The sequence below is a fragment of the Paenibacillus sp. LjRoot153 genome (assembly GCF_964253085.1).
GTDB lineage: Bacteria > Bacillota > Bacilli > Paenibacillales > NBRC-103111 > Paenibacillus_E.
On the sequence record NZ_CAXUQH020000001.1, the window covers coordinates 7,991,710 to 8,012,709 of the forward strand.

A 21,000-nucleotide genomic window follows, 5' to 3' on the forward strand; every position below is an offset into this window, starting at 1 on the left:
TGTCCTCCTTTCTCTCCACATAGGAAAAGTTAGTTTTCGGTTGCCGAAAACCACTTCCTATTGGCGATAAAACTATATATAGGGATCTTTGGTCGGTGACCAAAGTCTCTCCACTATTAAAGCGCGGTCGCACATCCTCGAATTGCTTCGATAGAAGTTTTCTCACTCTTCGAGACTGGCTTCCATCTGTTGACGATCCCACTGTTCACGGTACCAGCCTCCGAACTGCATAAGCTCCTCATGCGTGCCCTCTTCAATGACCCGGCCTTCATCCATGACGAGAATCCAGTTCGCGTGGCTCACAGCAGACAGACGGTGTGTGGAAATGAGTGTCGTACGCCCCGCACGTTCCTTGCGGATATGCTGGAGTATGCGACTTTCCGTACGTGCATCTACCGCGGAGAGCGAGTCATCCAGCAGCAAAATCTCCGAATCAATCAACAGCGCTCGCGCAATCGCTAGACGCTGCTTTTGTCCGCCGGACAACATCACGCCGTTCTCACCGACAATGGTGGCTAAACCTTCTGGCATTTGGGCAATATCTTGGGTAAAAGAAGCCATCTCCACGGCGTGCGCAATCTCTTCCGGTGAAGCCGTGTGCTTGCCTAACGCGACATTGTCGCGAATGGACTTCGATAGCAGTAGATGCTCCTGCGGCACGTAAGCGACCCAGCGCTTCATTTGATCTATGGCGATTTGCTCGATTGGCACATTCGAAATGAACAGCTTGCCTGGATCAATTGGATATTGGCGCAGGAATTGCTTAAGGAGCGTGCTTTTGCCACTGCCAGTCCGGCCAACGATCCCCAGCGTCTGTCCCCGCTCCAATTCAAAGGAAACATGGACGAGGCTCGGATGATTAGCAGTCGGGTAGGTGAACGTCAGATCGTTCATCGCGATGCGTTCAGGCACAGCGACGTGGACAAGCTTCTCAGCGTCCACAATATCAGCTTGCTGCGTCAATGCCTTATCCAGACGATCTGCCGAAGCGCTGCCACGTTGCAGAACGTTAATAAACTCGCCGAAGGAAATCATCGGCCAGATGAGCATGCCGAGGTAAATATTGAAGGAAATCAGCTGTCCCAGCGTAATTTCGCCTTGGAATACGAGGTACGACCCGTATCCGATGCCGATTGAATAGCTGAGCCCAACGATCAACGAGGTCAACGGTTGGAACAGTGCATTGAGCATCGATACACGACGGTTTTTGTTCATCACGTCTGATGTTACATCATCGAATGCTTTTAAATCCTGCGCTTCTTGCACATAGGAACGAATCACTCGGATGCCAGAGATCGATTCCAGCGCATGATCGTTCATCACACCGAAGGAGGCTTGTGCCGCTAGGAAGCGCACGCGCACCTTTTTTCCTAACAAATTAATCATCACAGCTAGAAAAGGCAGCGGAATTAAAGCCGCAAGCATTAATTTGAACGAAATCAGCGACACCATCGTGATGATGACGACAGATGCCCCCACGATCGTAGAGACGAGCGTCATCACCCCGTACCCGGAGGTTTGACCAATGGCTAGAATATCATTCGTCGCCAGCGCCATCAGCTGTCCCGTCGTGTTGCGTTGGAAAAATGGAGGAGACATTTTAGACAAATGCGTCAACAATCGCCCTCGAAGCAACTTCTCCACCAAAGCAGAGTTACCGAATAAGTTCGTGATCCACAAATAGGTCATGACATACAGAAGCAGCGAAAGCCCAACCAGCAAGTAAACCGTATAATGAAGCCCGGAAGCTGTTAAATTCCCATTACGAATATGGTCAATGATATTCCCGATCATTTTGGGCGGAATCGTCGCTAAGATATTCACACCGATTAATAGGGAGACTGCTAGTACATAATACTTCCATCTCTCTTTGAAAAACCAGCGAAGCTTCATAACAAAAGACACCATTACCACCTCTTTACAATTTCTTGGCACACACATTGATTCTATAGTTTCCACCCTATGAAGTCCACTCTGTATCTCGTATAAAATGAAACTTTCGGTTCGTCTGCAACCTTATCACAGATCCATGCGTTAGAGTGAACAGACCATCACCCATATTTTACATACAGGAAGGAAGTAAAACACGATGAAACCTATGATGAAAAAAACACTAGCCATCCTCTCCCTATCCAGCATGCTGACAACAGGAGCCGCTTATGCAGCTACCTCTGAAGCCGTCATTCCTGATATGCACGCAAAGCAAATTCAGCCTGTAAAAACGATTTTAGAAGCCCCTATTATCATTCAAGTAAATGGCGCCGCGATTAATGAATCCGGATTTGAGAAAACGGGAATCACGGAGCCCATGCTCCCACTTCGCGCTGTTGCCGAAAGCCTTGGCTTCACGCTCACATGGAATCCCGCAACTTATGCGGTTGATCTGACGAAGGGGAACCTTTTTACAACAGTGAAAATAGGCGAAGATCGCTACTCGATAAATAAAATGCTGACACAACTCGGCACAGCACCTCAATTAGTGAACAGCATGATGTACGTACCTGCTTCCTTCTTTGGCACGATTCTGCATGGGACCGTCACGACAGCAGGAAACTCCATCGGGATCACGATGAAAGAGGAGGCCAAGAAAGTGCAATCGACGGGCGTCATTACCTCCATTCGTACAACAGCAGGCAATAACGCACAAATTCACATTCAAGACACGGGGGTTGGCGGTATTGTCCTCAACGTAGGACCAGACACAACCTACCAAATGCTAGATGGTTCTAAACTAACACTGGCTGATCTTCATGTAGGTTTGACGATCTCTGCGGAGCATTCCATGGCGATGACGATGAGCTTGCCTCCACAAACGTCTGCATCCAACATCACTGTTCTAGATACAACGGTCCACAAAGGTGCATTAGGTACAGCAGGTGTCATTGAAGCTGTTCGCGAGGATGGCAGCCTTCTTGTTAACGGTGAGGGCTTAACTGAGGATGCGCAGGATGAGATCGTTCTTACCATTGGCAAAGACACAGCCATCGTGGATGGCAAAGGGGATCCTATGGATCAAGCTGCACTCGTTGCAGGTACGAAAGTTGTTGGGTTTTACGGACCTGTGATGACCAAAAGCTTACCGCCCATCAGCAATGCTTGGAAAATCGTTGTTGCTGCTACGGAAGAGTAGGATTCGAACACTACTATATGTAAGAAATTTCGGGCCGTCCTTATGGGACAGCCCGTTTTTGTTTGGAGCGGTGAACGCCCGTGACGGATGTACACTGTCCAAATGTTCTGTTTTTTGATACAATAACTGAAAATTCAATCGTATAAGGGGACTCATATGGAATACATTAGCACTCGCGGCAAAGTAGAACCTATCGGCTTCATCGATGCGATCCTGATGGGATTGGCCAATGACGGCGGTCTACTCGTACCGAAAAACATCCCGCAGCTATCCGCTGACACACTTCAAAGCTGGTCAAAGCTCTCCTACTCAGAGCTCGCTCTTGAAATTTTCTCACTGTTTGTGAACAACGAAATTCCACGCGATGAGCTGAAGCAGCTCGTTGATGAAAGCTATGCAACGTTCCGCGACGAAGCGGTTACGCCGGTTAAGCGCCTAAGTGATGATACGTATGTACTCGAATTGTTCCACGGGCCTACATTTGCTTTCAAGGATATTGCCCTGCAATTCCTTGGCAATCTCTATTCGTACGTTTCGCGCAAAACGAATTCCATTATCCACATCCTCGGAGCTACATCCGGAGATACAGGGGCTTCGGCAATCGAAGGTGTTCGTGGTAAAGAGGGCATCCGTATTTGTATCCTGCATCCGCACCAGAAGGTCAGCAAGGTACAAGAGCTTCAGATGACAACCGTCAATGACGCGAATGTGTTGAATCTTTCGGTTGAGGGTACTTTCGATGATTGCCAACGCATTATCAAGGAGCTTTTCGCTGATGTTGAGTTCAAGCACCGCTACCATTTGCGCGCGATTAACTCGATCAACATTGCCCGTATTTTAGCTCAAACGGTGTATTATTTCTACGCTTACTTCCAACTGCCACAAGAGCACCAGGCCGCGAAGGTGAATTTCAGCGTGCCGACTGGCAACTTTGGCGATATTTTTGCTGGTTATCTGGCTCAGAAAATGGGGCTTCCGATTAATAAGCTCATTCTTGCTACGAATGAAAACAATATTCTTGAGAAATTCGTACAAGAAGGCGTGTATCAACCAGGCGAGTTCCGTGGTACTTATAGCCCTTCCATGGACATTCAAGTCGCAAGCAACTTCGAGCGCTACTTGTTCTATCTATACGGCGAAGACGCTGCGGCTGTTAACGCGATCATGGAGCAGTTCAAGGCCGAAGGCCGCGTTGTCATCCCAGCCGACAAGTTGAAGACCGTACAGGCTGACTTCGCCGCGTATGGCGTAAAGAATGAGGAGTGTCTCGACACGATCAGCGACTACCACGCTAAGTACGAGTACCTGCTCGATCCGCACACAGCGTGCGGTGTTGCCGCAGCCGATAAACTCGGCGCTGATGGCGAGGTAACGGTATCCTTGTCCACTGCGCATCCAGCGAAGTTCGATGAGTCGATCCGCTTGCGCGGTATTGCTCAGACGTATCCGGAGCAAATCCAAGCTCTGTTCGACAAACCACAGTTTCAGAAGGTGGTTGGCGGTTCGAACGACGAGATCAAGGATGAGCTCGTGAAGTTTTTCTAGTAAGGATTTATAGGGGCCTCTGCCCCTTCTGTTAGAAGCCTTCCTTCCACGTCGTGGAGGGAAGGCTTTTTGCGTGTGGAATCCCCTTCCCATCTCTCTCACGCTGCTCTAGCTATTACTGTTGCCCACCTTCCTCCCCCAAGCGCACATTTAGTACACCTCAGGAGCTGCACTTATTCAAGTTAAATCAGTCCTCAGACCGATCTCCGTCCTTCCCTATAGTCTGAAGACACTTGTACCCTGTCATGGTATTCTTAGAGTAATGAATCTAAACATAGGAGTGAACAAATTGAATATGAATATGAATCGCAGCGCCTTTCTCGGCCCGATCTTGATTCTGCTAGGTGTTTTTATATTTCTAAAAGGGGATGTATCATTCAGTACAGGCACCATTTTTGAATATTTCTGGCCGACACTCTTCGTCATTCCCATCGGAATCTTCTTCCACTGGTTGTACTTCTTCATCCTGCAACGACGGGGTGTAGGCGTACTTGTTCCAGGCGGAATTCTGCTAACGACAGGTATCGTGTGCCAAATCTCCACACTTTTCGATATTTGGCACCTCATGTGGCCGGGTTTCATGCTGGCTGTGGCAGTCGGCTTGTTCGAACTATATTGGTTCGGCGGCCGCAATAAGTATTTGCTCATTCCGATTAACATCCTATCGGTGATGTCGCTGCTGTTCTTCGCGATCTTCTCCATCGGTTCGATCTTCGGGACGCTATTCCATAACAATTCGATCATCGCCATCGGGCTCATTGTCGTTGGCGGCCTAATGATGATCTTACGTAGTCGAAACTAAACACGAATGAAAAAGGCGTCCTGCGGGTTCACTGCAAGGACGCCTTTTTGTGTCATTAGGGCTTATATTTGCCAATCGAAAATATACGTTATCACCATAAAATGTTAATTATACATAACGATAATTGCTATTAAACGAAATATGTATGCAAAAAGGCCTGCGAATGACATTCATCCACAGACCTTACTTCTATCCCGCCACAACGTTATCCCCTGTGGATTGTTTGATTTGTTTGCTTCGCAGTTGTCCACATGCGGCATCAATGTCCGTCCCGTGCTCCAATCGCACACTGCACGAGATGCCTTGCTTCTTGAGCGTGTCATAGAAGGCACGCACCGATTCGCGTTCACTCCGCTGATATTGGCTGTGCTCATCCACCGGATTGTACGGAATTAAGTTCACATTCGCCAGCTGGCGGATATGCTGAATTAACTCAGCCAGTTGAAGTGCATGCTCTCTGCCATCGTTCACGTCTTTGAGCAAAATATATTCAAGCGTAATACGGCGATTCGTTTTCTCCAAATAGTACTCAATCGCTTCCATCAACGTCTCGATCGGAATTGCTTTGTTGATTTTCATGATGCGTGTACGAAGCTCGTTCGTCGGTGCATGTAAGGAAATCGCTAAGTTTACTTTCAGATCCGAGTCCGCGAACTCTCTAATCTTAGGCGCCAGACCGCTGGTGGATACTGTGATGTGTCTTGCTGCAATATCCAAACCTTTCTGATCCTTCACGACGCGGATGAAATCGACCATATTCACGAAGTTATCGAACGGTTCGCCAATCCCCATTACAACAATATGGCTGACGCGTTCAGCTTTGCCTATGGCGTCCAAATGAAATTGGACCTTCATAATTTGTTCCACGATTTCCGCGGCGGACAAGTCCCGGCTCTTGGCCAACAAGCCACTGGCACAGAAGCTGCACCCAATGTTACAACCCACTTGCGTCGTCACACAGACGGATAAGCCGAATTTATGACGCATTAAGACCGTTTCGATCAAATTGCCGTCCGATAGCTTGAACAGGAATTTCATCGTGCCATCCGCTGATTCCTGCCGCGTGTGTTCATTCAAGGTATGGATAGCAAAATGCTCGCTCAACATGGCCAAGCAGTCCTCTTTCACATCCGTCATTTCCGCAAACGAAGCGACCCGCTTACGATACAGCCAATCCCATACTTGCAGGGCGCGTGACTTTTTGTAGCCTTTTTCGGCCAGCCATGCGACCAGTTGATCAAAAGTTAATCCATATATGGATGAAAGTTTCATTCCGTTATCCTCTTTTCAAGACTATCACATGCAGTCCAGTTCTTCTAAGCAGCCGAAGCGTACCATCTAGTTAGTATTGTGCCAAAAATCCTCCCTGAACACAAGGGAAGCCTTTCATTTCCACAAAGAAAAGGCACCTCCCGATCTGGGGGCACCTCTATTACAGGTTCATCTAAGCTAATCAAGCACTCGTTACTACTACTTTACGTTCCTCTTCCGCCACGACTTCATCATCTGTTACCAAGCCATAAGGGATACAGAGCGGCACGCCGGCACGTTTATCCACGATGACATCGGCATGAATGGCGAACACATCGAGCAGCATTTGTGGTGTTACAATTTCCATCGGTGCGCCTTCATAGACGACATTCCCTGATTTGATTGCGATCAAATGATCCGCATAACGCGTCGCATGATTCAAATCATGCACAACCATGACGATCGTCGTATTGTGACGCTCGTTAATTTCCTTCAACAAACAGAGGACCTCCAGCTGATGCGCCATATCCAAATACGTCGTTGGCTCATCCAAGAACAGCATATCGGTCTGCTGCGCTAACGCCATTGCGATCCATACCCGTTGACGTTGCCCACCTGACAGATGATCGATCGGACGATCCTTGAACGCTGTCATCCCTGTCACTTCGAACGCCCAGTTGATGATCTCGCGATCGGCGCTGGACATCTTCTGGAAACCGCGCTGATGCGGAAAACGGCCATATCCTACTAGTTCTTCGGCTGTAATGCCTTCCGGAGCAGATGGCGATTGCGGCAAAATCGCTAATTTCTTCGCGATTTCCTTCGTCGATTGATGATGAATGGAATGGCCATCTAGGAACACGGTCCCTTCTGTCGGCTTTAATAATCGCGACATAGCTTTCAATATCGTCGATTTCCCCGAGCCATTGGCACCGACTAATGCGGTGATCTTGCCCGTTGGAATCTCGATGCTCAAATCATTAATAATTTTCAATTTATCGTAAGAAACATGTAGTTGTTCGGTATATATTCTCGTTGCTATTGCCATGAGGAACATCCCCTTTTCCAATAATAGGGTTGAATGCTTCGATAATTTCTCTCCATTAAATAAAAATGATAATCATTATCAATGAAAATGTCAAGGTTTTTCATACAAAAATAGGATGCCCGCAGGCATCCTACTTCTTCCAACTATTTGGACACTTAAACCTTAAACCGAGCCACAGCCAATTGCAGCTCATTCGACATCCCACTTAATTCGTTAGCTGTCCTGGCAACTTCCGAAATCGTCGCTAGTTGATGCTCCGTCGCGGCTGCAACAGCCTGTGTAAGCTCCGTTGTCATGCGAGTTAACTCTGCCATTTCCACGATTCCCGCTAGTACTTCCTCTGAACTTGCTGACATTTGCTCCGAAACGGCAGATACATCCGTCATCTGATCGACGACCTCCTGCACCGTGCCAGAAAGATCCTTAAATGTACCGTCCGTTTGTTGAACGACAGCCTGCATAGCCTCCACTTCCCCAAGACCGCGATCCATTGCGACAACAGCGGCTCCCGTCTCGTGTTGGACACGCTCAACGAGCTCAGCAATACGCTCTGTCGCCAGTCGAGATTGATCCGCAAGCTTGCGGATTTCCGTGGAAACGACGACGAAGCCTTTGCCGTGCTCGCCTGCTCTCGCTGCCTCAATGGAGGCATTCAGTGCAAGCAAATTCGTTTGTTTCGTCACATTCGTGATGAGGACTGTGATCTCTCCGATTTCCTCGGACATCGACTTCAAGCTCTGAATCGCTTGTACTGCCTGCTGTACAGAGCGCAGCGCTTCCGTTATTTGCAGCATGCTTTGCCCCATCCGCGCATTGCCTTCACTCGTATGAGCGCGGGCATGGCCCGAAATGTCCGTGGCATGACCTGCAGATTCCGCTACACGCTGAATGCCGACAGCCATCTCATTCATGGCATGACTGCTTTCTTCGGTGCCTTGTCGTTGCTGCTCCGAATGCGAAGCAAGCTGGCCCATCATATCCGAGACAGATGCTGTAGATTGACTCGTCTGCTGAGCACCCGTTTGCAGCGATTCCGATGCCGCCGAAACTTGTTGCGCTGCTTGTGCGATCTGAACAATGAGCCCGCGAAGGTTCCCGACCATATCCTTCAAATGATTGCCCAATACACCCAATTCATCATGGCTTTTGCTTTTGACCAGCGATGCATCCGACAAGTCCCCTGCTGCCGCCGACTGTGCTAGCTTCATTAATGGGGTAATCTGACGTAAATACAGTCGTACAATGGATACGATGAAGAGTGTCCCGATCACAATGGCGATTAAACCCGTCCATACCGATTGGAGCGTATATTTGTTCATCTGGGACTGAAGAACACCGTAATCGAAATCTAACCCCGCGAAAGCAACAAGCTTGCCATCCTTATCTCGAATCGCGCTTACCGCACTCACCCATGTTCCTAATGAATCTTGGTAGGTACCCGTGATACCGAAACCTGTTTTCTCTGCTTCCTCAAGCGCAGCACGCAGCTCTGGCACTGGCACATAAGGCTCTGCTGGTTTCTCATCGACATAAAGCTCCGAATTGGATAACAGATTCAAGAGGGCTGGCTCTCCCTCGGAGGTTGTCCATTCTGGGTAAAATAAGTAGGCGTTTTCCACCAATTCCCCCTGTGAAACACGGTCCATATCCTCCTGTACGCTCATGACAGCAGGTTCATATTTGTAAGCTTCCTGATTTTTCTTTAATTCTGTCTTTGATTTCTCAATGTTTTCTATTTTCTGCATGAGGGGCGCGTGGAAAACCCCTTCAAGTGCGATCAAGTTGTCTGACATTTGCTGTTGATGCTGTTGATAGGAAACGAAGGTAAGCAGCACGCAAATTAGAATATAGCAGGCGGCTGTCCAAGCTGAAATTTTGAATGAAAGTGATCGAAAAAACCTTACAGATGTTTGCTTGTCTTGTGATTTAGCTTGTGACATGATTAACAAAAACACCTCCAGAGTTGTACAGCACAGCGATTTGGTACATACAGGTCAGATAGGTCAGATAGGTTAGTCTTCTAGATTTCGACAAAGTTTTTAGAAACCCTTCCCAATTTTATGTAGAATTTGTTGTGATTCGCTCTTCAAGGAAGTAAAGATATGTCCATAGTCCTAGTTGAGGATTACAGGAAAAAGGAGTTGTAGGATGATGCCAGCGATTCGAGCGCTTATTTTTGATTTTGACGGCACGATTCTGGATACTGAGACAGCTTGGTATGAGGCGTTCCGAGAAGCTTATCTCGAGCATGAAGTCGAGCTAACTTTGGACATGTACGGGAAGTGCATTGGAACGTCCTTGCATGATTTTGACCCCTATGAATATTTGATCACGGAGAAGAAAATTCCGTTGGACCGAAAGGCATTTCGGGATAGCGTACATGTTCGACATACTGAAAAAATGGCACATGAAGGCATTCGCCCGGGCATTCTTGATTATTTAGCGGCGGCCAAAGAATTAGGCCTGCGCATTGGGTTAGCCTCCAGCTCCAAGCGAGCTTGGATCGATAAGTATTTGGCACAGCTGGGGATCGGCCACTATTTCGAAACGATTCGCACAGCTGAAGATGTCGCTTTGGTGAAGCCTCATCCCGAGCTGTATGAGCTTGCGCTGAGGGATCTTGGTGTACAGCCAAACGAAGCGATTGCGATCGAGGATTCACCTAACGGCGCTCGCGCTGCGGCAGCCGCAGGGATGCATTACATCGTGGTGCCTAACCCGGTTACGAAGTTCCTCTCTTTTGACGGGGAGCCGCGTACAGTGGGGACTCTGGAAGAGCTGTCTCTGCAAGCGTTGCTAGAGGCGGTCGAGGGTAAGTAGATGATTTAGCAGACGGAAATGATTCGGTAAACAGAAAAAGCTTGTGTTGACGGCTCCCTCAATTTAACTGATAATGATTCTCATAATCATACTTAGTTAAGAAGGAGCTGAACTTCGTGCTTATTCAACAGAGAACTATTATTGTACAACCTGGTAATAGTGATAAAGTCGTGGAACGCTTTAGCAAGGAAGGGCCGTTGGACGGCATGGAAGGGCTTATTGATGTGACCGTTATGGTCAATAAGCGGAGCAAAGAGACTGAAGAGGTCGTCGTTTTCATTCGTTGGGAGTCCGAGCAAGCGTGGAAAAACTGGGAGAAAAGCCCGGAGCATCTCGCAGGCCACCGCAATAGTAAAGGACAGGAACGTCCAGAGTACGTCATTTCATCGAATGTAAGCATGTTTGATGTGAAGAAAGTGCGGCCTGGCCAGTTCGGGCAATAAAAAGGTGGCGCGGGGAGATCCTGCGCTGCTTTTTTGTTTGTTGATTGGTTGGGGGGCTTCGCGGCAGTACGGTGCAGAAGCACATTGCCTCACCTACCCGCCATGAGTGCACCACCGCTGTCAGATTAAATGTAAAAAGTACAGCTAAATCAGCGGATTCCGCGATGTAAATTCGATTAACTGGATTTCCTGTAGCTAATTTCAGTATTTTGCACTCATCCAGCTAGAAACCGCCAAATTAACTACAGATTTTCCAGTTAAAACGAGTTTCGACGGGAAAACGGCAGGAATAGCTGTAGTTTTTCCAGTTATTCGATACCGCGGGGCTGTTACAGGTAAACTTGGGGACGCCGACATCTGGTGCTGGTGCTGGTGCTGGTTAAGTATGCGTCCGACCGGTTACTTGAGTAGCTAAATTTGTTGGTGTTGTCTATTACGTGTTATGGGTTATGGGTTATGGGGTGTCTGTATTGTGTTATGCCGTCTACACCTTCCTAGGTGCCAGCACGTACCTACTTCACACCATGCAAAGCATCTAACGCAGCCTGCTCGTCTGCAACGAAGAAGAATTGCTTGCCGTGATTGCATTCGTAGATGAAATCGCGGAGGCTTTTGCTGTCGTATTGATCGAAATCGCCGATGACAGCCATTTTCATCTGGTAGTTCGTGTATTTCTGGAGAACATCGCCAGCTAGTTTTGTTTTAAGCTCGAAGAAATCCTCGGTCACATTCCACTGATGAATAATAAACTTGTCGCATCCCGTCAGGTATCGGATTGATGCCATTAAATCTAGCGCATCTTGCCCGTTGCTGATGAGAATGTCCGTGCTCTCAACGATAGCTATCTGGGAATCGCCCTTCTGATTGATCGTTGTATTCATGTCATTTCTACCTCTTTCTCCATAAGTTCGTCGTCAACTAGGACCTCTTCGTCCCGTTTATTTAGTACATTTTCCTCAAGAACAACGAATTTATCTCCGTATTCTTTGATAATATGCGTTTCTCCCCACATGCAGAGCGAATCCAAAATCGGTTTCAGGCTTGCGCCATACTCGCTGAGCGCATACTCCACTTTAGGCGGAACTTGATTGTACACGATCCGCTCCACGATCCCATCGTCTTCGAGCTCTCTAAGCTGTTGTGTCAGCATTTTCTGAGTGATTCTAGGCATCAGTCGCTTGAGATCACTCGTTCTCCGCTTACCATGGGTCAAATGACAGAGAATGACGCACTTCCACTTCCCGCCGATCACTTCCAGAGTGGCTTCTACAGAGATGTTGTACAGCTTTTTAGCCATCTGATGCTTCCCCTCCATCCCATTCTATAGGCACTAAAAAGTACCTACCGTACTAAAAAGTACGTACTGGTCAATCCGACTATTATGTCTGATAATAGCACTTACCGGCCGGGACATTCAAGTTTGGAGTGATTGCTATGAAAAAAGAAACTAAAGGAAATACGCTGGCGCTGCTTGCCCTTGCGGTTAGCGCCTTCGCCATTGGCACAACCGAGTTTATCAGTGTCGGACTGCTTCCGCTCATTGCTGAAGACCTTCATATATCTATCACAGGCGCTGGATTAACCGTTACTTTATATGCGTTAGGGGTTACTTTAGGAGCCCCCATCTTAACTTCACTAACCTCAACCGTTTCGCGCAAAACGCTGCTGCTCTGGATCATGCTCGTGTTTATCGCAGGTAATCTATTGGCTGCCACGGCAAGCAGCATCGCCGTTCTATTGATCGCTCGCGTCGTCTCTTCACTGGCGCACGGCATCTTCATGTCGATTGGCTCGACCATCGCCGCCGATCTTGTGCCCGAGAACCGCAGAGCCAGCGCGATTGCGCTCATGTTCTCAGGGCTTACCGTCGCCACCGTGACCGGTGTGCCGATCGGTACTTACCTCGGCCAGCAGCTGGGCTGGCGCGCTGCCTTCTTCGCCATTGTCGCTGTTGGCGTAGTGGCTCTCATTGCGAACCTGATCTTGGTGTCCTCCGATTTACGCAAAGGCATCCGGACACCGCTTGGTACACAGCTGAAGCTGGTCACGAACGGGCGACTGCTGCTCGCCTTTTCCATTACAGCCTTAGGCTACGGCGGCACATTCGTGGTGTTCACGTATTTATCTCCGTTGTTACATGAGATTACAGGGTTTGCAGAGCATACGGTAGCGTTAATACTACTCCTGTATGGGGTTGCCATTGCGATCGGCAATATCATTGGAGGTCGCGCCGCGAACCGTAACGCAAGCAAAGCATTGCTCGTCATGTTTCTTTTACAATCCATCGTGCTGTTTCTCTTTATGTTCACAGCGCCATTTAAAGCTGCGGGCTTAATCACCATCTTTTTCATGGGATTACTCGCATTCATGAACGTACCTGGCTTGCAAATTTATGTTGTCCAGCTTGCAGAACGATTTGCCCCAGAGGCCAAAGATGTCGCATCTGCCTTCAACATTGCGGCTTTCAACGCGGGTATTGCGGGGGGAGCATTCCTCGGTGGCGTTATTACCGATTCCATCGGACTCATTCATACCACCTGGGTAGGCGGATTCATGGTTTTCGGTGCCGTTCTACTTACTATCTGGAGCCGAAAACTCGAAAAATCAGAGCAAATGCAACCATCACAACCAACCATTTTAGGAGGAATACCACAATGACAAACCAAGTACAAAACACAATGATCAACAACCTACAAGCTGTAACTACACTTCATAATGGCGTAGCTATGCCATGGCTAGGGCTCGGAGTATTTAAGGTAGAGGATGGCCCGGAGGTTGTGCAAGCGGTGAAAGCAGCCATAAAAATCGGATATCGCAGTATCGATACCGCGGCCATTTACGGCAATGAAAGCAGCGTGGGCCAAGGGATTCGCGAAGGAATGGCGGAAAATGGCTTAACAAGAGATCAACTTTTCGTAACTTCAAAAGTATGGAATGCCGATCTCGGCTATGAGTCCACGATCGCAGCCTACGAAGCAAGCTTGGAGAAGCTAGGCTTGGACTATCTCGATCTGTATCTCATCCATTGGCCTGTTCAGGGCAAATATGTAGAGGCGTGGCGAGCGCTTGAGACGCTCTATCAAGAGGGCCGCGTCAAAGCGATCGGCGTGAGTAATTTCCAAATTCATCATTTGGAGGACGTGATGGGCACTGGGACGATTAAACCAATGGTCAACCAAGTGGAGCTTCATCCTCTTTTAGCTCAAACGGACATACATGACTTTTGCAAGGAGCATGGCATTCAGTTAGAAGCATGGTCCCCGCTGATGCAGGGTCAGCTTTTGGATAACCCTACATTGAAGGCACTGGCTGAACGTCACGGCAAATCTATTGCCCAAGTCATCCTGCGGTGGGATTTGCAGCGCGGTATCGTTACCATTCCTAAATCGACGAAAGAACATCGCATCTTGGAAAATGGTTCGATCTTCGATTTCGAACTCACGAACGAGGATATGGCGGCGATCAATAGCATGAATCAGAATCTGCGTGTCGGCCCTGATCCGGACAATTTCGATTTTTAATCGACGCGGGAGGATGAAGCTCTCGCTAAATCTGACAAGTCCTTCGCTCCCTTCTTCGGAAAGTGGTTGAGGGCTTTTTGCTAGGAATAATTTCCCTCTAACTGGTAAAAGTTACTTGTAACTACCGATGGGAGGCTGGATCAACGACATGAGTAATGAACAAAAAGGCAGCACCGAACAAACAAATCAAACCAATATGACTCTAACGAACCGCCAAGGCCATCCGATTTCGGATAACCAGAACATCCGCACGATTGGCAATCGCGGGCCGTCGACACTCGAAAATTACCATTACATCGAGAAAATTTCCCATTTTGATCGGGAGCGAATTCCAGAGCGTGTGGTGCATGCGCGCGGTGCTGGGGCTCACGGGTATTTCGAGGCGTATGGCCAAGTCGGCGACGAGCCGGTCTCTACGTATACACGGGCTAAGCTTTTTCAGGAGAAGGGGAAGCGTACCCCTGTTTTTGTTCGGTTTTCGACCGTGGTACACGGCACGTACTCGCCAGAAACATTGCGGGATCCGCGCGGCTTTGCGACGAAATTTTATACCGAGGATGGCAACTGGGACTTAGTCGGTAATAATTTGAAAATCTTTTTCATCCGCGATCCGTTGAAATTTCCCGATATGGTACACGCATTCAGGCCGGACCCGGTCACGAACCTACAGAACCCGGAGAAAATGTTCGATTTCGTCTCGAATACACCGGAGGCGACACATATGATCACCTTCCTCTTCTCACCGTGGGGCATTCCAGCCAACTATCGGCAAATGCAGGGGTCAGGCGTCAATACGTACAAATGGGTCAATCAGAGCGGGGACGCAGTGCTTGTGAAATACCATTGGGAGCCGCTGAAGCAAGGGATGAAGAACCTGAAACAGTCCGAAGCCGAGGCGATCCAGGGTAAAAATATTAGCCATGCCACACAGGATTTGTATGAAGCGATTGCACGCGGTGACTATCCGGAGTGGGAGTTGTGTGTCCAGATTCTCAGCGACGACGAGCACCCTGAGCTCGATTTCGATCCGCTGGATCCGACGAAGCTGTGGGATCATGAGAAGATACCTTTCCGGAAAGTGGGCAAAATGGTGCTGGATCGCAATCCGGAGAACTATTTTGCCGAGGTAGAGCAGGCCGCTTTCGGGACCGGTGTTCTCATCGATGGCCTCGATTTCTCGGACGATAAGCTGCTGCAGGGTCGGACATTCTCCTACTCGGATACGCAAAGGTATCGCGTTGGCACGAACTACCTCCAGCTGCCGATCAATGCTCCGAAGTCGCCAGTTGCCACGAACCAGCGGGATGGGCAAATGACGCTGATGGTGGACAAAGCTCCTGGGCAAAATCCACATGTGAATTACGAGCCCTCTTCGCTTGGCGGGTTACAGGAAGCGGCCCCTTCGGGCAAAGAGCATCAGCCGATGTATAATGACCGGCTTGTTCGCGAGAAGATAAGCCGCACGAATGATTTTCAGCAGGCGGGCGATACGTACCGCAAGTTCGAGGATTGGGAGCGCGATGAGTTAATCGCGAATTTGGTGGATGCTTTGAAGATCTGTAAGCCTGTGATACAGGCGAACATGATCACGTATTTCACGAATGCCGATCCGGATTACGGTCGGCGGGTCTCTGAGGGGCTAGCTCAAGCGAAGGTTGCGCTAGAGCACTTGGGTTCAGCCGCTGCGAAAGCTGGGGCTGAATTAGCGGAGAACGCTGGGCAGCGGACGGACGGTTATTAAAAGAGGAAGGCACCCGGGATGGGTGCCTTTTTGGGTTGTGAGAGGGCGCCGAGTTGTGAGCGAAACGGAACGTGGTACCCAGTGGTATGCCCCCTACCGAGCCCGCTGCTCCTGCATCATTTCCTTATACCACCGCACGGTATGCCTGATGGCTTCCTCATGCGGAGTCGTCGTTTGCGGGCCAAAGGCAGCCTCAAATTTGCTGTGATCCACAATGAAGGGATGCTCAAACTCGTAAAACACTTCCTTGAGCTCCCTCAGCATCGGATGGAAAAGGCCGATCATCGTCACCATGCCGCGAGATAATGTGCTAATTTTGCTTGCTGTACCCAGCTCATCGAAAATCAACTCGATCATTTGCCGGGTTGTGAGCGTCTTCGCACTTGGCAGATGCCAGACTTCACCCAGCGCACGATCCTCATGACCAAGCGTCACAAGTCCTCTGGCGAAGTCATCAATGTACGTATAGGTATGCGGCATATCCAAGTTACCTAACAAACCTACAGGCTTGCCGCTCAAGGCGAAGCCAAAGACGCGCTCCCCCAGGGAGGACTGCTTAACCCCAGGCCCATAGAAATCCGATGCGCGGCCAATCGCCACGCGGACCTTCCCCGATTGATGCGCAAGCAACAATTCCTCCGCCATCTGGGCGCGTGTTAGCCCTTTTTTGCCAGTAGCTAGGTCCGGTAGGCTCTCTGTCAGAGGCTGCTTCGCTTGGCCATACATATACAGGTTGTCACCGTAGATCAGCTTCGCACCTGCAGCAGCAGCACCTGCCATAATCCCTCGGGTAAGGCCGGGGAATTGGGTCGGCCAGTTCGTATAGCCCGGATGAGCACAGTGGTAGACCACGGCAGCATCCTTACATAGCTCTACTGCATTAGCATGTTGGGAAACATCCCCTTTAGCCACTTCCACCTCTGCCGCCTCGGACAATTTACCGCTGCGATTCACCATCCGTATACGCTCGACCCCGCGCCGCTTTAACTCCCGCATGACCGCCATCCCGAGTGGCCCCGTTCCAACAATCACATGCACTTGATTACTCATTCATCATGCCCCCTCGTCTTCGATACCCTAACGATATTGTCTACCGTAACGAGAGAGTCAAGAGATATCTACAAATAGTTGGGCAGTTTATTGTTATTGCGATATAGGCACTTGAAGTTCCACGACTACATTGTTGTAATCATGATGATGATTTTCTCTACCGAATAGGTGCAGCTCCCGAACCGGACCGGTTTGTGCATAGCCATTTGCTCCAAGCCATGTAAAAAGCGCCAGAATCCCCTCTCCAACACCCATGAAAGGCCCTTTGTAAACAAGACTTGCCACCATAGGCTCGGCTGGAATTTCATATACGGTGATTGGTCCTGCTGGACGAAGATGCGCTAAGGAATTAAAGCTAAACCCCACTTCAATGTCGAAATTCTCCTCGATAAACTCCGTCATATGATACAGAACGTACTCTTGCTGCATATGCCCGATCAATGCCTGACCCCCCAGCCCTTCTTCGAGCTCCTCGAACATCTGACAGCGGTAGACGGGCATATCCTGTACGCGAGGTACGATTCGGCGAAGCCCGGCTATATATAGCACTGGTACTTGCTTAATCCCAACCTCATAAGCAGGCTTCTCACCCAGTCGTTCTAGTTGATGCAATCTAGACTCAATACGCGCCATTTGTTGCGCAGCTTCCTCTATTTGATTCGCTAGCTCCGCTTTTTTCTTGTGCATCATCTGCTTCATGTCGTCCATCGTGAGTGCTTGATCGATCATCGTCGCGATCTCATCTAATGAAAACCCTGTCTCCTTCAGCACCACGATATGGTGAATCCGAGTGAGCTGGTCATACGTGTAATACCGATAGCTAGTCGCGAGGTCGATATAGGCAGGCTTAAGTAAGCCGCGCTCATCGTAATGGCGCAGGGTGCGTATGGTCACCTGCGCGATTTTGGAAAAGAGTCCGATTCTAATAAAATTCGACATTGTTATCCGCCTTTCAAATCCCTGTCCGTGTATATCCATTATACGGATTCCACTTAGAATAAGGTGAACAAGTTGCCGCTTGTCTCACCCGATCTGCAATTTTAAGCAAATCCTCAGTGTGCCTTCAGCGTTTCCTCAATTTGGCATGTCATAATCGTCTGTGGGCTTCCCAACATTTCCAAATTGAAGCTAGAAAGGAGGGTGAGACCCCTATGTCGATTTCCAATGTATCGTCCACATCCAGTAGCAGCTCATATTCCTTCTCCTCTAGTTCAACTGACACAGCCGCCCTTGAGAAGCAAAAGGCCAAGCTGCAAGCCGAACTAACAAAGGAACAGCAGAGCAAAGATGATCAGAAAACGAAAGAGCGCAAGGTGCAGCTCATCCAGCAACAGATCCAACAGATTGATCAGCAGATCGCGCAGGCGAGCTCGAAATCTAGCAGCAGCGACAGCTCTAGCCAACAGGATTCTGGCGCTAGGAACGCGAACAACCCTAACGGGCAGAGCAACGCTGCAAGTAAGAAAATGAATACGAATCCCAACGGTACGTTGGATATTCTGATTTAAACTGAGAAAAAAGGGACTGTACTTTGACAAGTACGTCCCTTTTTGTATACGGCAGCCACGTTGGTGCTCTCTTCCCTTGTGCAGGGATGCGGGCAACCTTGGGCCGAACACAAGATTAACTGTATTTTATACAGCTAATTTCAGCGCCAATTCGTGTTTCAGTCGATTAACTGGAAATCCTCCATCTAATTTCAAGAATCCGAGAGAAAACAGATGAAAACGGGTGATTTAACTGCATATTTTCCATCTAATCGTTGATTTCGGAAGAATACGAGAGAATTAACTGTATGTTTTCCATTTAGTCGGGCATGAAATGAAATCAGGTGAAGTCTTTTTTTACGCGAGGATCGCTTTCTTTGCAGACTCTAGTGCCCCAATAACCTTGTCGCACCACACATCGAATTCCGGATCTTCCCGCTGAAGCTCTGGATTAGCCAAGATATGAGCGATAGTCCGTTTCATCCCTTGATCAAATCGCGTTGTAGCCACGAATTCGGGCACAAGCCGTTTCAACTTCGCGTTGTCAAAAACAACCGAGTTCGCCTTATCCCCAAGCAAGCCTCCACGGTAGTCCTGAGTGCTGCAAGCATCGAGGAATTCTGACGCCACATGCACAGCGTGAAGCTTCACACCTAGCCCATCCGCGATGGCTTCGTAAATTTGATTCCACGTCAATGTCTCATCAGAAGTGATATGAACAGATTCCCCAATGGCATGAAGATTGCCCATGAGACCAATGAAGCCTTTGGCAAAATCGCTGTTGTGCGTCATCGTCCATAAGGATGTTCCGTCGCCGTGAATGATCACGGGTTTATTCTCCAGCATGCGTTTGGCTACCTGCCAGCTTCCCTTCGTACCATGTACACCAAGAGGGATGGAGCGCTCATCATACGTATGGCTCGGCCGAATAATCGTGATCGGGAAGCCCTGCTCCCGGTATTGTTTAACTAAATACTCTTCACAAGCGATTTTATTTCTGGAGTAAGCCCATAAGGGGTTGGATAATGGCGTTCCTTCCGTGATCCGGTAATCAGATAAAGGTGTTTGATACGCGGAAGCCGAGCTGATGAAGATAAATTGTTTCGTTCTGCCTTGAAAAAGTCGGTAATCCCGCTCCAGCTGAGACGGCTCGAACGCGATAAAATCCGCGACAACATCGAACGATAAGTCCGCGATCAGCTTCGCCACGCGCTCCTCGTCGTTAATGTCCGCCTGCAGGATATGCGCACCTTCTGGCAAGTCCGCATTGCGCGTGCCTCGATTCAACAAATATAACTCACAGCCTGTAGCTAGCAGTTGTTTCGTAATCGCCGAGCTGATGGTCCCCGTGCCGCCAATAAATAGTGCCTTCATGATTTCGCCTCCGTTTTACCCATATCAATGTATGTATTACGCCTTATTCGTCAGAACTGCGTCTGTCAGATGCTTATACTTCACATACCAGTCATTCCACATATCCTTACGTGAGGCAATTGTTCTACCCTCTAGCAGCGCCTCAATCACATCTAAACACACGTGCCACCCGGCCAAATCTCTTGGCGTGTGCTCCTTGATTTTATGTAAGTACTCACTGAACACGAGACGACATCCACCGTTTGACTCCGCATGAAGTTCGAATCGAACACGATCCTCATCCCATGTAAAAGCCAACACCTGATCTTGGCTAAGCTCCAGAATGTCCATAGGAATGACTGTCCCGTTAGGCATGTTGAACTTTATCACTCCGCCTTCACGGAGCTCGCCCACCTCTAATTCGGGAAACCACTGCATTAGCTTGTCATTTTCCGTCAACCATGACCATACTTCCTTCACATCATGCTGCCAATGACGCTCATAACGAGCCAAATATCCACCTTGGGCGGATTGCAGAGCAGCTATCATACGACGCCTCCTCCATTTTGTCCTTTTACAAGTACATCCAATTGTCCTAGCTTCATCTTACTTGTAGATGCGGGTTCAAATCAAGAAATGAGAAAACCTCTATCGAGGCCATTCACAGATGAGCGACCGCGTTTGAAGAGGAGAGACTTTGGTCTCCGACCGAAGATCCCTATAAATGGTTTTATCGCCAATAAGAAAGCTGTTTTCGGAAGCCGAAAACTTATACTTTCTTATGTGGCAGCAAAAAAGCCGAGGTTAGG

The 21,000-nt window shown here is 48.8% G+C and carries 19 protein-coding genes; 9 read left to right on the forward strand and 10 right to left on the reverse strand.

The features are described from left to right. Window positions 1–162: 162 nt before the first annotated feature. Complete coding sequence (locus ACSQ8P_RS34715) at window positions 163–1,908, reverse strand: ABC transporter ATP-binding protein (RefSeq protein WP_436239295.1); 1,746 nt, start codon at window positions 1,906–1,908, stop codon at window positions 163–165. 193 nt (window positions 1,909–2,101) lie between these two features. Here ACSQ8P_RS34715 and ACSQ8P_RS34720 point away from each other — a divergent pair, with 193 nt between their 5' ends. From ACSQ8P_RS34720 to ACSQ8P_RS34730, 3 genes are all read left to right on the forward strand, one after another. Continuing rightward, complete coding sequence (locus tag ACSQ8P_RS34720; protein WP_436239296.1) at window positions 2,102–3,130, forward strand: copper amine oxidase N-terminal domain-containing protein; 1,029 nt, start codon at window positions 2,102–2,104, stop codon at window positions 3,128–3,130. Between the two features lie 156 nt (window positions 3,131–3,286). Further along, entirely contained in the window at window positions 3,287–4,675 is a 1,389-nt protein-coding gene (gene thrC / locus ACSQ8P_RS34725) for a threonine synthase (RefSeq protein ID WP_436239297.1), read from the forward strand. A 295-nt stretch (window positions 4,676–4,970) separates the two neighbouring features. Then, on the forward strand, window positions 4,971–5,477 hold the full coding sequence (locus tag ACSQ8P_RS34730; protein WP_436239675.1) for a hypothetical protein: 507 nt from the start codon (window positions 4,971–4,973) through the stop codon (window positions 5,475–5,477). 189 nt (window positions 5,478–5,666) lie between these two features. Here the strand turns inward: ACSQ8P_RS34730 and rlmN are convergent, their stop codons facing one another. The 3 genes from rlmN to ACSQ8P_RS34745 all read right to left on the reverse strand — a co-directional run bounded on the left by rlmN (window position 5,667) and on the right by ACSQ8P_RS34745 (window position 9,716). After that, window positions 5,667–6,749 (reverse strand): 23S rRNA (adenine(2503)-C(2))-methyltransferase RlmN, encoded by a 1,083-nt coding sequence (gene rlmN, locus ACSQ8P_RS34735; protein ID WP_436239298.1) that lies wholly within the window; start codon window positions 6,747–6,749, stop codon window positions 5,667–5,669. A 181-nt stretch (window positions 6,750–6,930) separates the two neighbouring features. Continuing rightward, a complete protein-coding gene (locus ACSQ8P_RS34740; RefSeq protein WP_436239299.1) occupies window positions 6,931–7,776 on the reverse strand; it encodes an ABC transporter ATP-binding protein in 846 nt (281 codons plus the stop codon). Window positions 7,777–7,931: 155 nt separating this feature from the next. After that, window positions 7,932–9,716, reverse strand: a complete 1,785-nt coding sequence (locus ACSQ8P_RS34745; RefSeq protein ID WP_436239300.1) for a methyl-accepting chemotaxis protein — start codon at window positions 9,714–9,716, stop codon at window positions 7,932–7,934. Window positions 9,717–9,927: 211 nt separating this feature from the next. Here ACSQ8P_RS34745 and ACSQ8P_RS34750 point away from each other — a divergent pair, with 211 nt between their 5' ends. Next, complete coding sequence (locus tag ACSQ8P_RS34750) at window positions 9,928–10,596, forward strand: HAD family hydrolase (protein WP_436239301.1); 669 nt, start codon at window positions 9,928–9,930, stop codon at window positions 10,594–10,596. 116 nt (window positions 10,597–10,712) lie between these two features. Next, a complete protein-coding gene (locus ACSQ8P_RS34755) occupies window positions 10,713–11,039 on the forward strand; it encodes an antibiotic biosynthesis monooxygenase (protein WP_436239302.1) in 327 nt (108 codons plus the stop codon). 512 nt (window positions 11,040–11,551) lie between these two features. Here the strand turns inward: ACSQ8P_RS34755 and ACSQ8P_RS34760 are convergent. After that, window positions 11,552–11,920, reverse strand: a complete 369-nt coding sequence (locus ACSQ8P_RS34760; RefSeq protein WP_436239303.1) for a DUF4180 domain-containing protein — start codon at window positions 11,918–11,920, stop codon at window positions 11,552–11,554. Then, a complete protein-coding gene (locus ACSQ8P_RS34765; protein WP_436239304.1) occupies window positions 11,917–12,336 on the reverse strand; it encodes a winged helix-turn-helix transcriptional regulator in 420 nt (139 codons plus the stop codon). Before ACSQ8P_RS34765 ends, ACSQ8P_RS34760 begins: the two co-directional genes overlap by 4 nt. Window positions 12,337–12,473: 137 nt before the next feature. Between ACSQ8P_RS34765 and ACSQ8P_RS34770 the strand changes: the two genes are divergently transcribed. The 3 genes from ACSQ8P_RS34770 to ACSQ8P_RS34780 all read left to right on the forward strand — a co-directional run bounded on the left by ACSQ8P_RS34770 (window position 12,474) and on the right by ACSQ8P_RS34780 (window position 16,301). Further along, window positions 12,474–13,697 (forward strand): MFS transporter, encoded by a 1,224-nt coding sequence (locus ACSQ8P_RS34770; RefSeq protein ID WP_436239305.1) that lies wholly within the window; start codon window positions 12,474–12,476, stop codon window positions 13,695–13,697. Between the two features lie 20 nt (window positions 13,698–13,717). Beyond that, window positions 13,718–14,560, forward strand: coding sequence for an aldo/keto reductase (locus tag ACSQ8P_RS34775; RefSeq protein WP_436239676.1), 843 nt, complete (start codon window positions 13,718–13,720; stop codon window positions 14,558–14,560). Between the two features lie 148 nt (window positions 14,561–14,708). After that, the gene (locus ACSQ8P_RS34780) at window positions 14,709–16,301 is read left to right on the forward strand and encodes a catalase (RefSeq protein WP_436239306.1); all 1,593 of its coding nucleotides are present in this window, start codon (window positions 14,709–14,711) and stop codon (window positions 16,299–16,301) included. A gap of 93 nt (window positions 16,302–16,394) precedes the next feature. Here ACSQ8P_RS34780 and ACSQ8P_RS34785 read toward each other — a convergent pair whose 3' ends face one another. Together ACSQ8P_RS34785 and ACSQ8P_RS34790 are read right to left on the reverse strand one after the other, a co-directional pair. After that, window positions 16,395–17,351 carry an NAD-dependent epimerase/dehydratase family protein gene (locus ACSQ8P_RS34785; protein ID WP_436239307.1) on the reverse strand — a complete coding sequence of 319 codons (957 nt, stop codon included), beginning with the start codon at window positions 17,349–17,351 and terminating at the stop codon, window positions 16,395–16,397. A gap of 93 nt (window positions 17,352–17,444) precedes the next feature. Continuing rightward, the gene (locus tag ACSQ8P_RS34790; protein ID WP_436239308.1) at window positions 17,445–18,290 is read right to left on the reverse strand and encodes a MerR family transcriptional regulator; all 846 of its coding nucleotides are present in this window, start codon (window positions 18,288–18,290) and stop codon (window positions 17,445–17,447) included. Between the two features lie 212 nt (window positions 18,291–18,502). Here ACSQ8P_RS34790 and ACSQ8P_RS34795 point away from each other — a divergent pair, with 212 nt between their 5' ends. After that, a complete protein-coding gene (locus ACSQ8P_RS34795) occupies window positions 18,503–18,859 on the forward strand; it encodes a FlxA-like family protein (RefSeq protein WP_436239309.1) in 357 nt (118 codons plus the stop codon). Window positions 18,860–19,195: 336 nt separating this feature from the next. Here ACSQ8P_RS34795 and ACSQ8P_RS34800 read toward each other — a convergent pair whose 3' ends face one another. Next, window positions 19,196–20,212 carry an SDR family oxidoreductase gene (locus tag ACSQ8P_RS34800; RefSeq protein ID WP_436239310.1) on the reverse strand — a complete coding sequence of 339 codons (1,017 nt, stop codon included), beginning with the start codon at window positions 20,210–20,212 and terminating at the stop codon, window positions 19,196–19,198. A 36-nt stretch (window positions 20,213–20,248) separates the two neighbouring features. After that, entirely contained in the window at window positions 20,249–20,740 is a 492-nt protein-coding gene (locus ACSQ8P_RS34805) for an SRPBCC family protein (protein WP_436239311.1), read from the reverse strand. Window positions 20,741–21,000: the final 260 nt, after the last annotated feature.

Excerpts from the sequence above, each read along its gene's own strand:
- ACSQ8P_RS34715 (WP_436239295.1), bottom strand. The coding sequence starts at position 1,908 with ATGGTGTCTTTTGTTATGAAGCTTCGCTGGTTTTTCAAAGAGAGATGG.
- ACSQ8P_RS34720 (WP_436239296.1), top strand. The coding sequence starts at position 2,102 with ATGAAAAAAACACTAGCCATCCTCTCCCTATCCAGCATGCTGACAACA.
- thrC (WP_436239297.1), top strand. The coding sequence starts at position 3,287 with ATGGAATACATTAGCACTCGCGGCAAAGTAGAACCTATCGGCTTCATC.
- ACSQ8P_RS34730 (WP_436239675.1), top strand. The coding sequence starts at position 4,971 with ATGAATATGAATCGCAGCGCCTTTCTCGGCCCGATCTTGATTCTGCTA.
- rlmN (WP_436239298.1), bottom strand. The coding sequence starts at position 6,749 with ATGAAACTTTCATCCATATATGGATTAACTTTTGATCAACTGGTCGCA.
- ACSQ8P_RS34740 (WP_436239299.1), bottom strand. The coding sequence starts at position 7,776 with ATGGCAATAGCAACGAGAATATATACCGAACAACTACATGTTTCTTAC.
- ACSQ8P_RS34745 (WP_436239300.1), bottom strand. The coding sequence starts at position 9,716 with ATGTCACAAGCTAAATCACAAGACAAGCAAACATCTGTAAGGTTTTTT.
- ACSQ8P_RS34750 (WP_436239301.1), top strand. The coding sequence starts at position 9,928 with ATGCCAGCGATTCGAGCGCTTATTTTTGATTTTGACGGCACGATTCTG.
- ACSQ8P_RS34760 (WP_436239303.1), bottom strand. The coding sequence starts at position 11,920 with ATGAATACAACGATCAATCAGAAGGGCGATTCCCAGATAGCTATCGTT.
- ACSQ8P_RS34765 (WP_436239304.1), bottom strand. The coding sequence starts at position 12,336 with ATGGCTAAAAAGCTGTACAACATCTCTGTAGAAGCCACTCTGGAAGTG.
- ACSQ8P_RS34770 (WP_436239305.1), top strand. The coding sequence starts at position 12,474 with ATGAAAAAAGAAACTAAAGGAAATACGCTGGCGCTGCTTGCCCTTGCG.
- ACSQ8P_RS34775 (WP_436239676.1), top strand. The coding sequence starts at position 13,718 with ATGATCAACAACCTACAAGCTGTAACTACACTTCATAATGGCGTAGCT.
- ACSQ8P_RS34780 (WP_436239306.1), top strand. The coding sequence starts at position 14,709 with ATGAGTAATGAACAAAAAGGCAGCACCGAACAAACAAATCAAACCAAT.
- ACSQ8P_RS34785 (WP_436239307.1), bottom strand. The coding sequence starts at position 17,351 with ATGAGTAATCAAGTGCATGTGATTGTTGGAACGGGGCCACTCGGGATG.
- ACSQ8P_RS34790 (WP_436239308.1), bottom strand. The coding sequence starts at position 18,290 with ATGTCGAATTTTATTAGAATCGGACTCTTTTCCAAAATCGCGCAGGTG.
- ACSQ8P_RS34795 (WP_436239309.1), top strand. The coding sequence starts at position 18,503 with ATGTCGATTTCCAATGTATCGTCCACATCCAGTAGCAGCTCATATTCC.
- ACSQ8P_RS34800 (WP_436239310.1), bottom strand. The coding sequence starts at position 20,212 with ATGAAGGCACTATTTATTGGCGGCACGGGGACCATCAGCTCGGCGATT.
- ACSQ8P_RS34805 (WP_436239311.1), bottom strand. The coding sequence starts at position 20,740 with ATGATAGCTGCTCTGCAATCCGCCCAAGGTGGATATTTGGCTCGTTAT.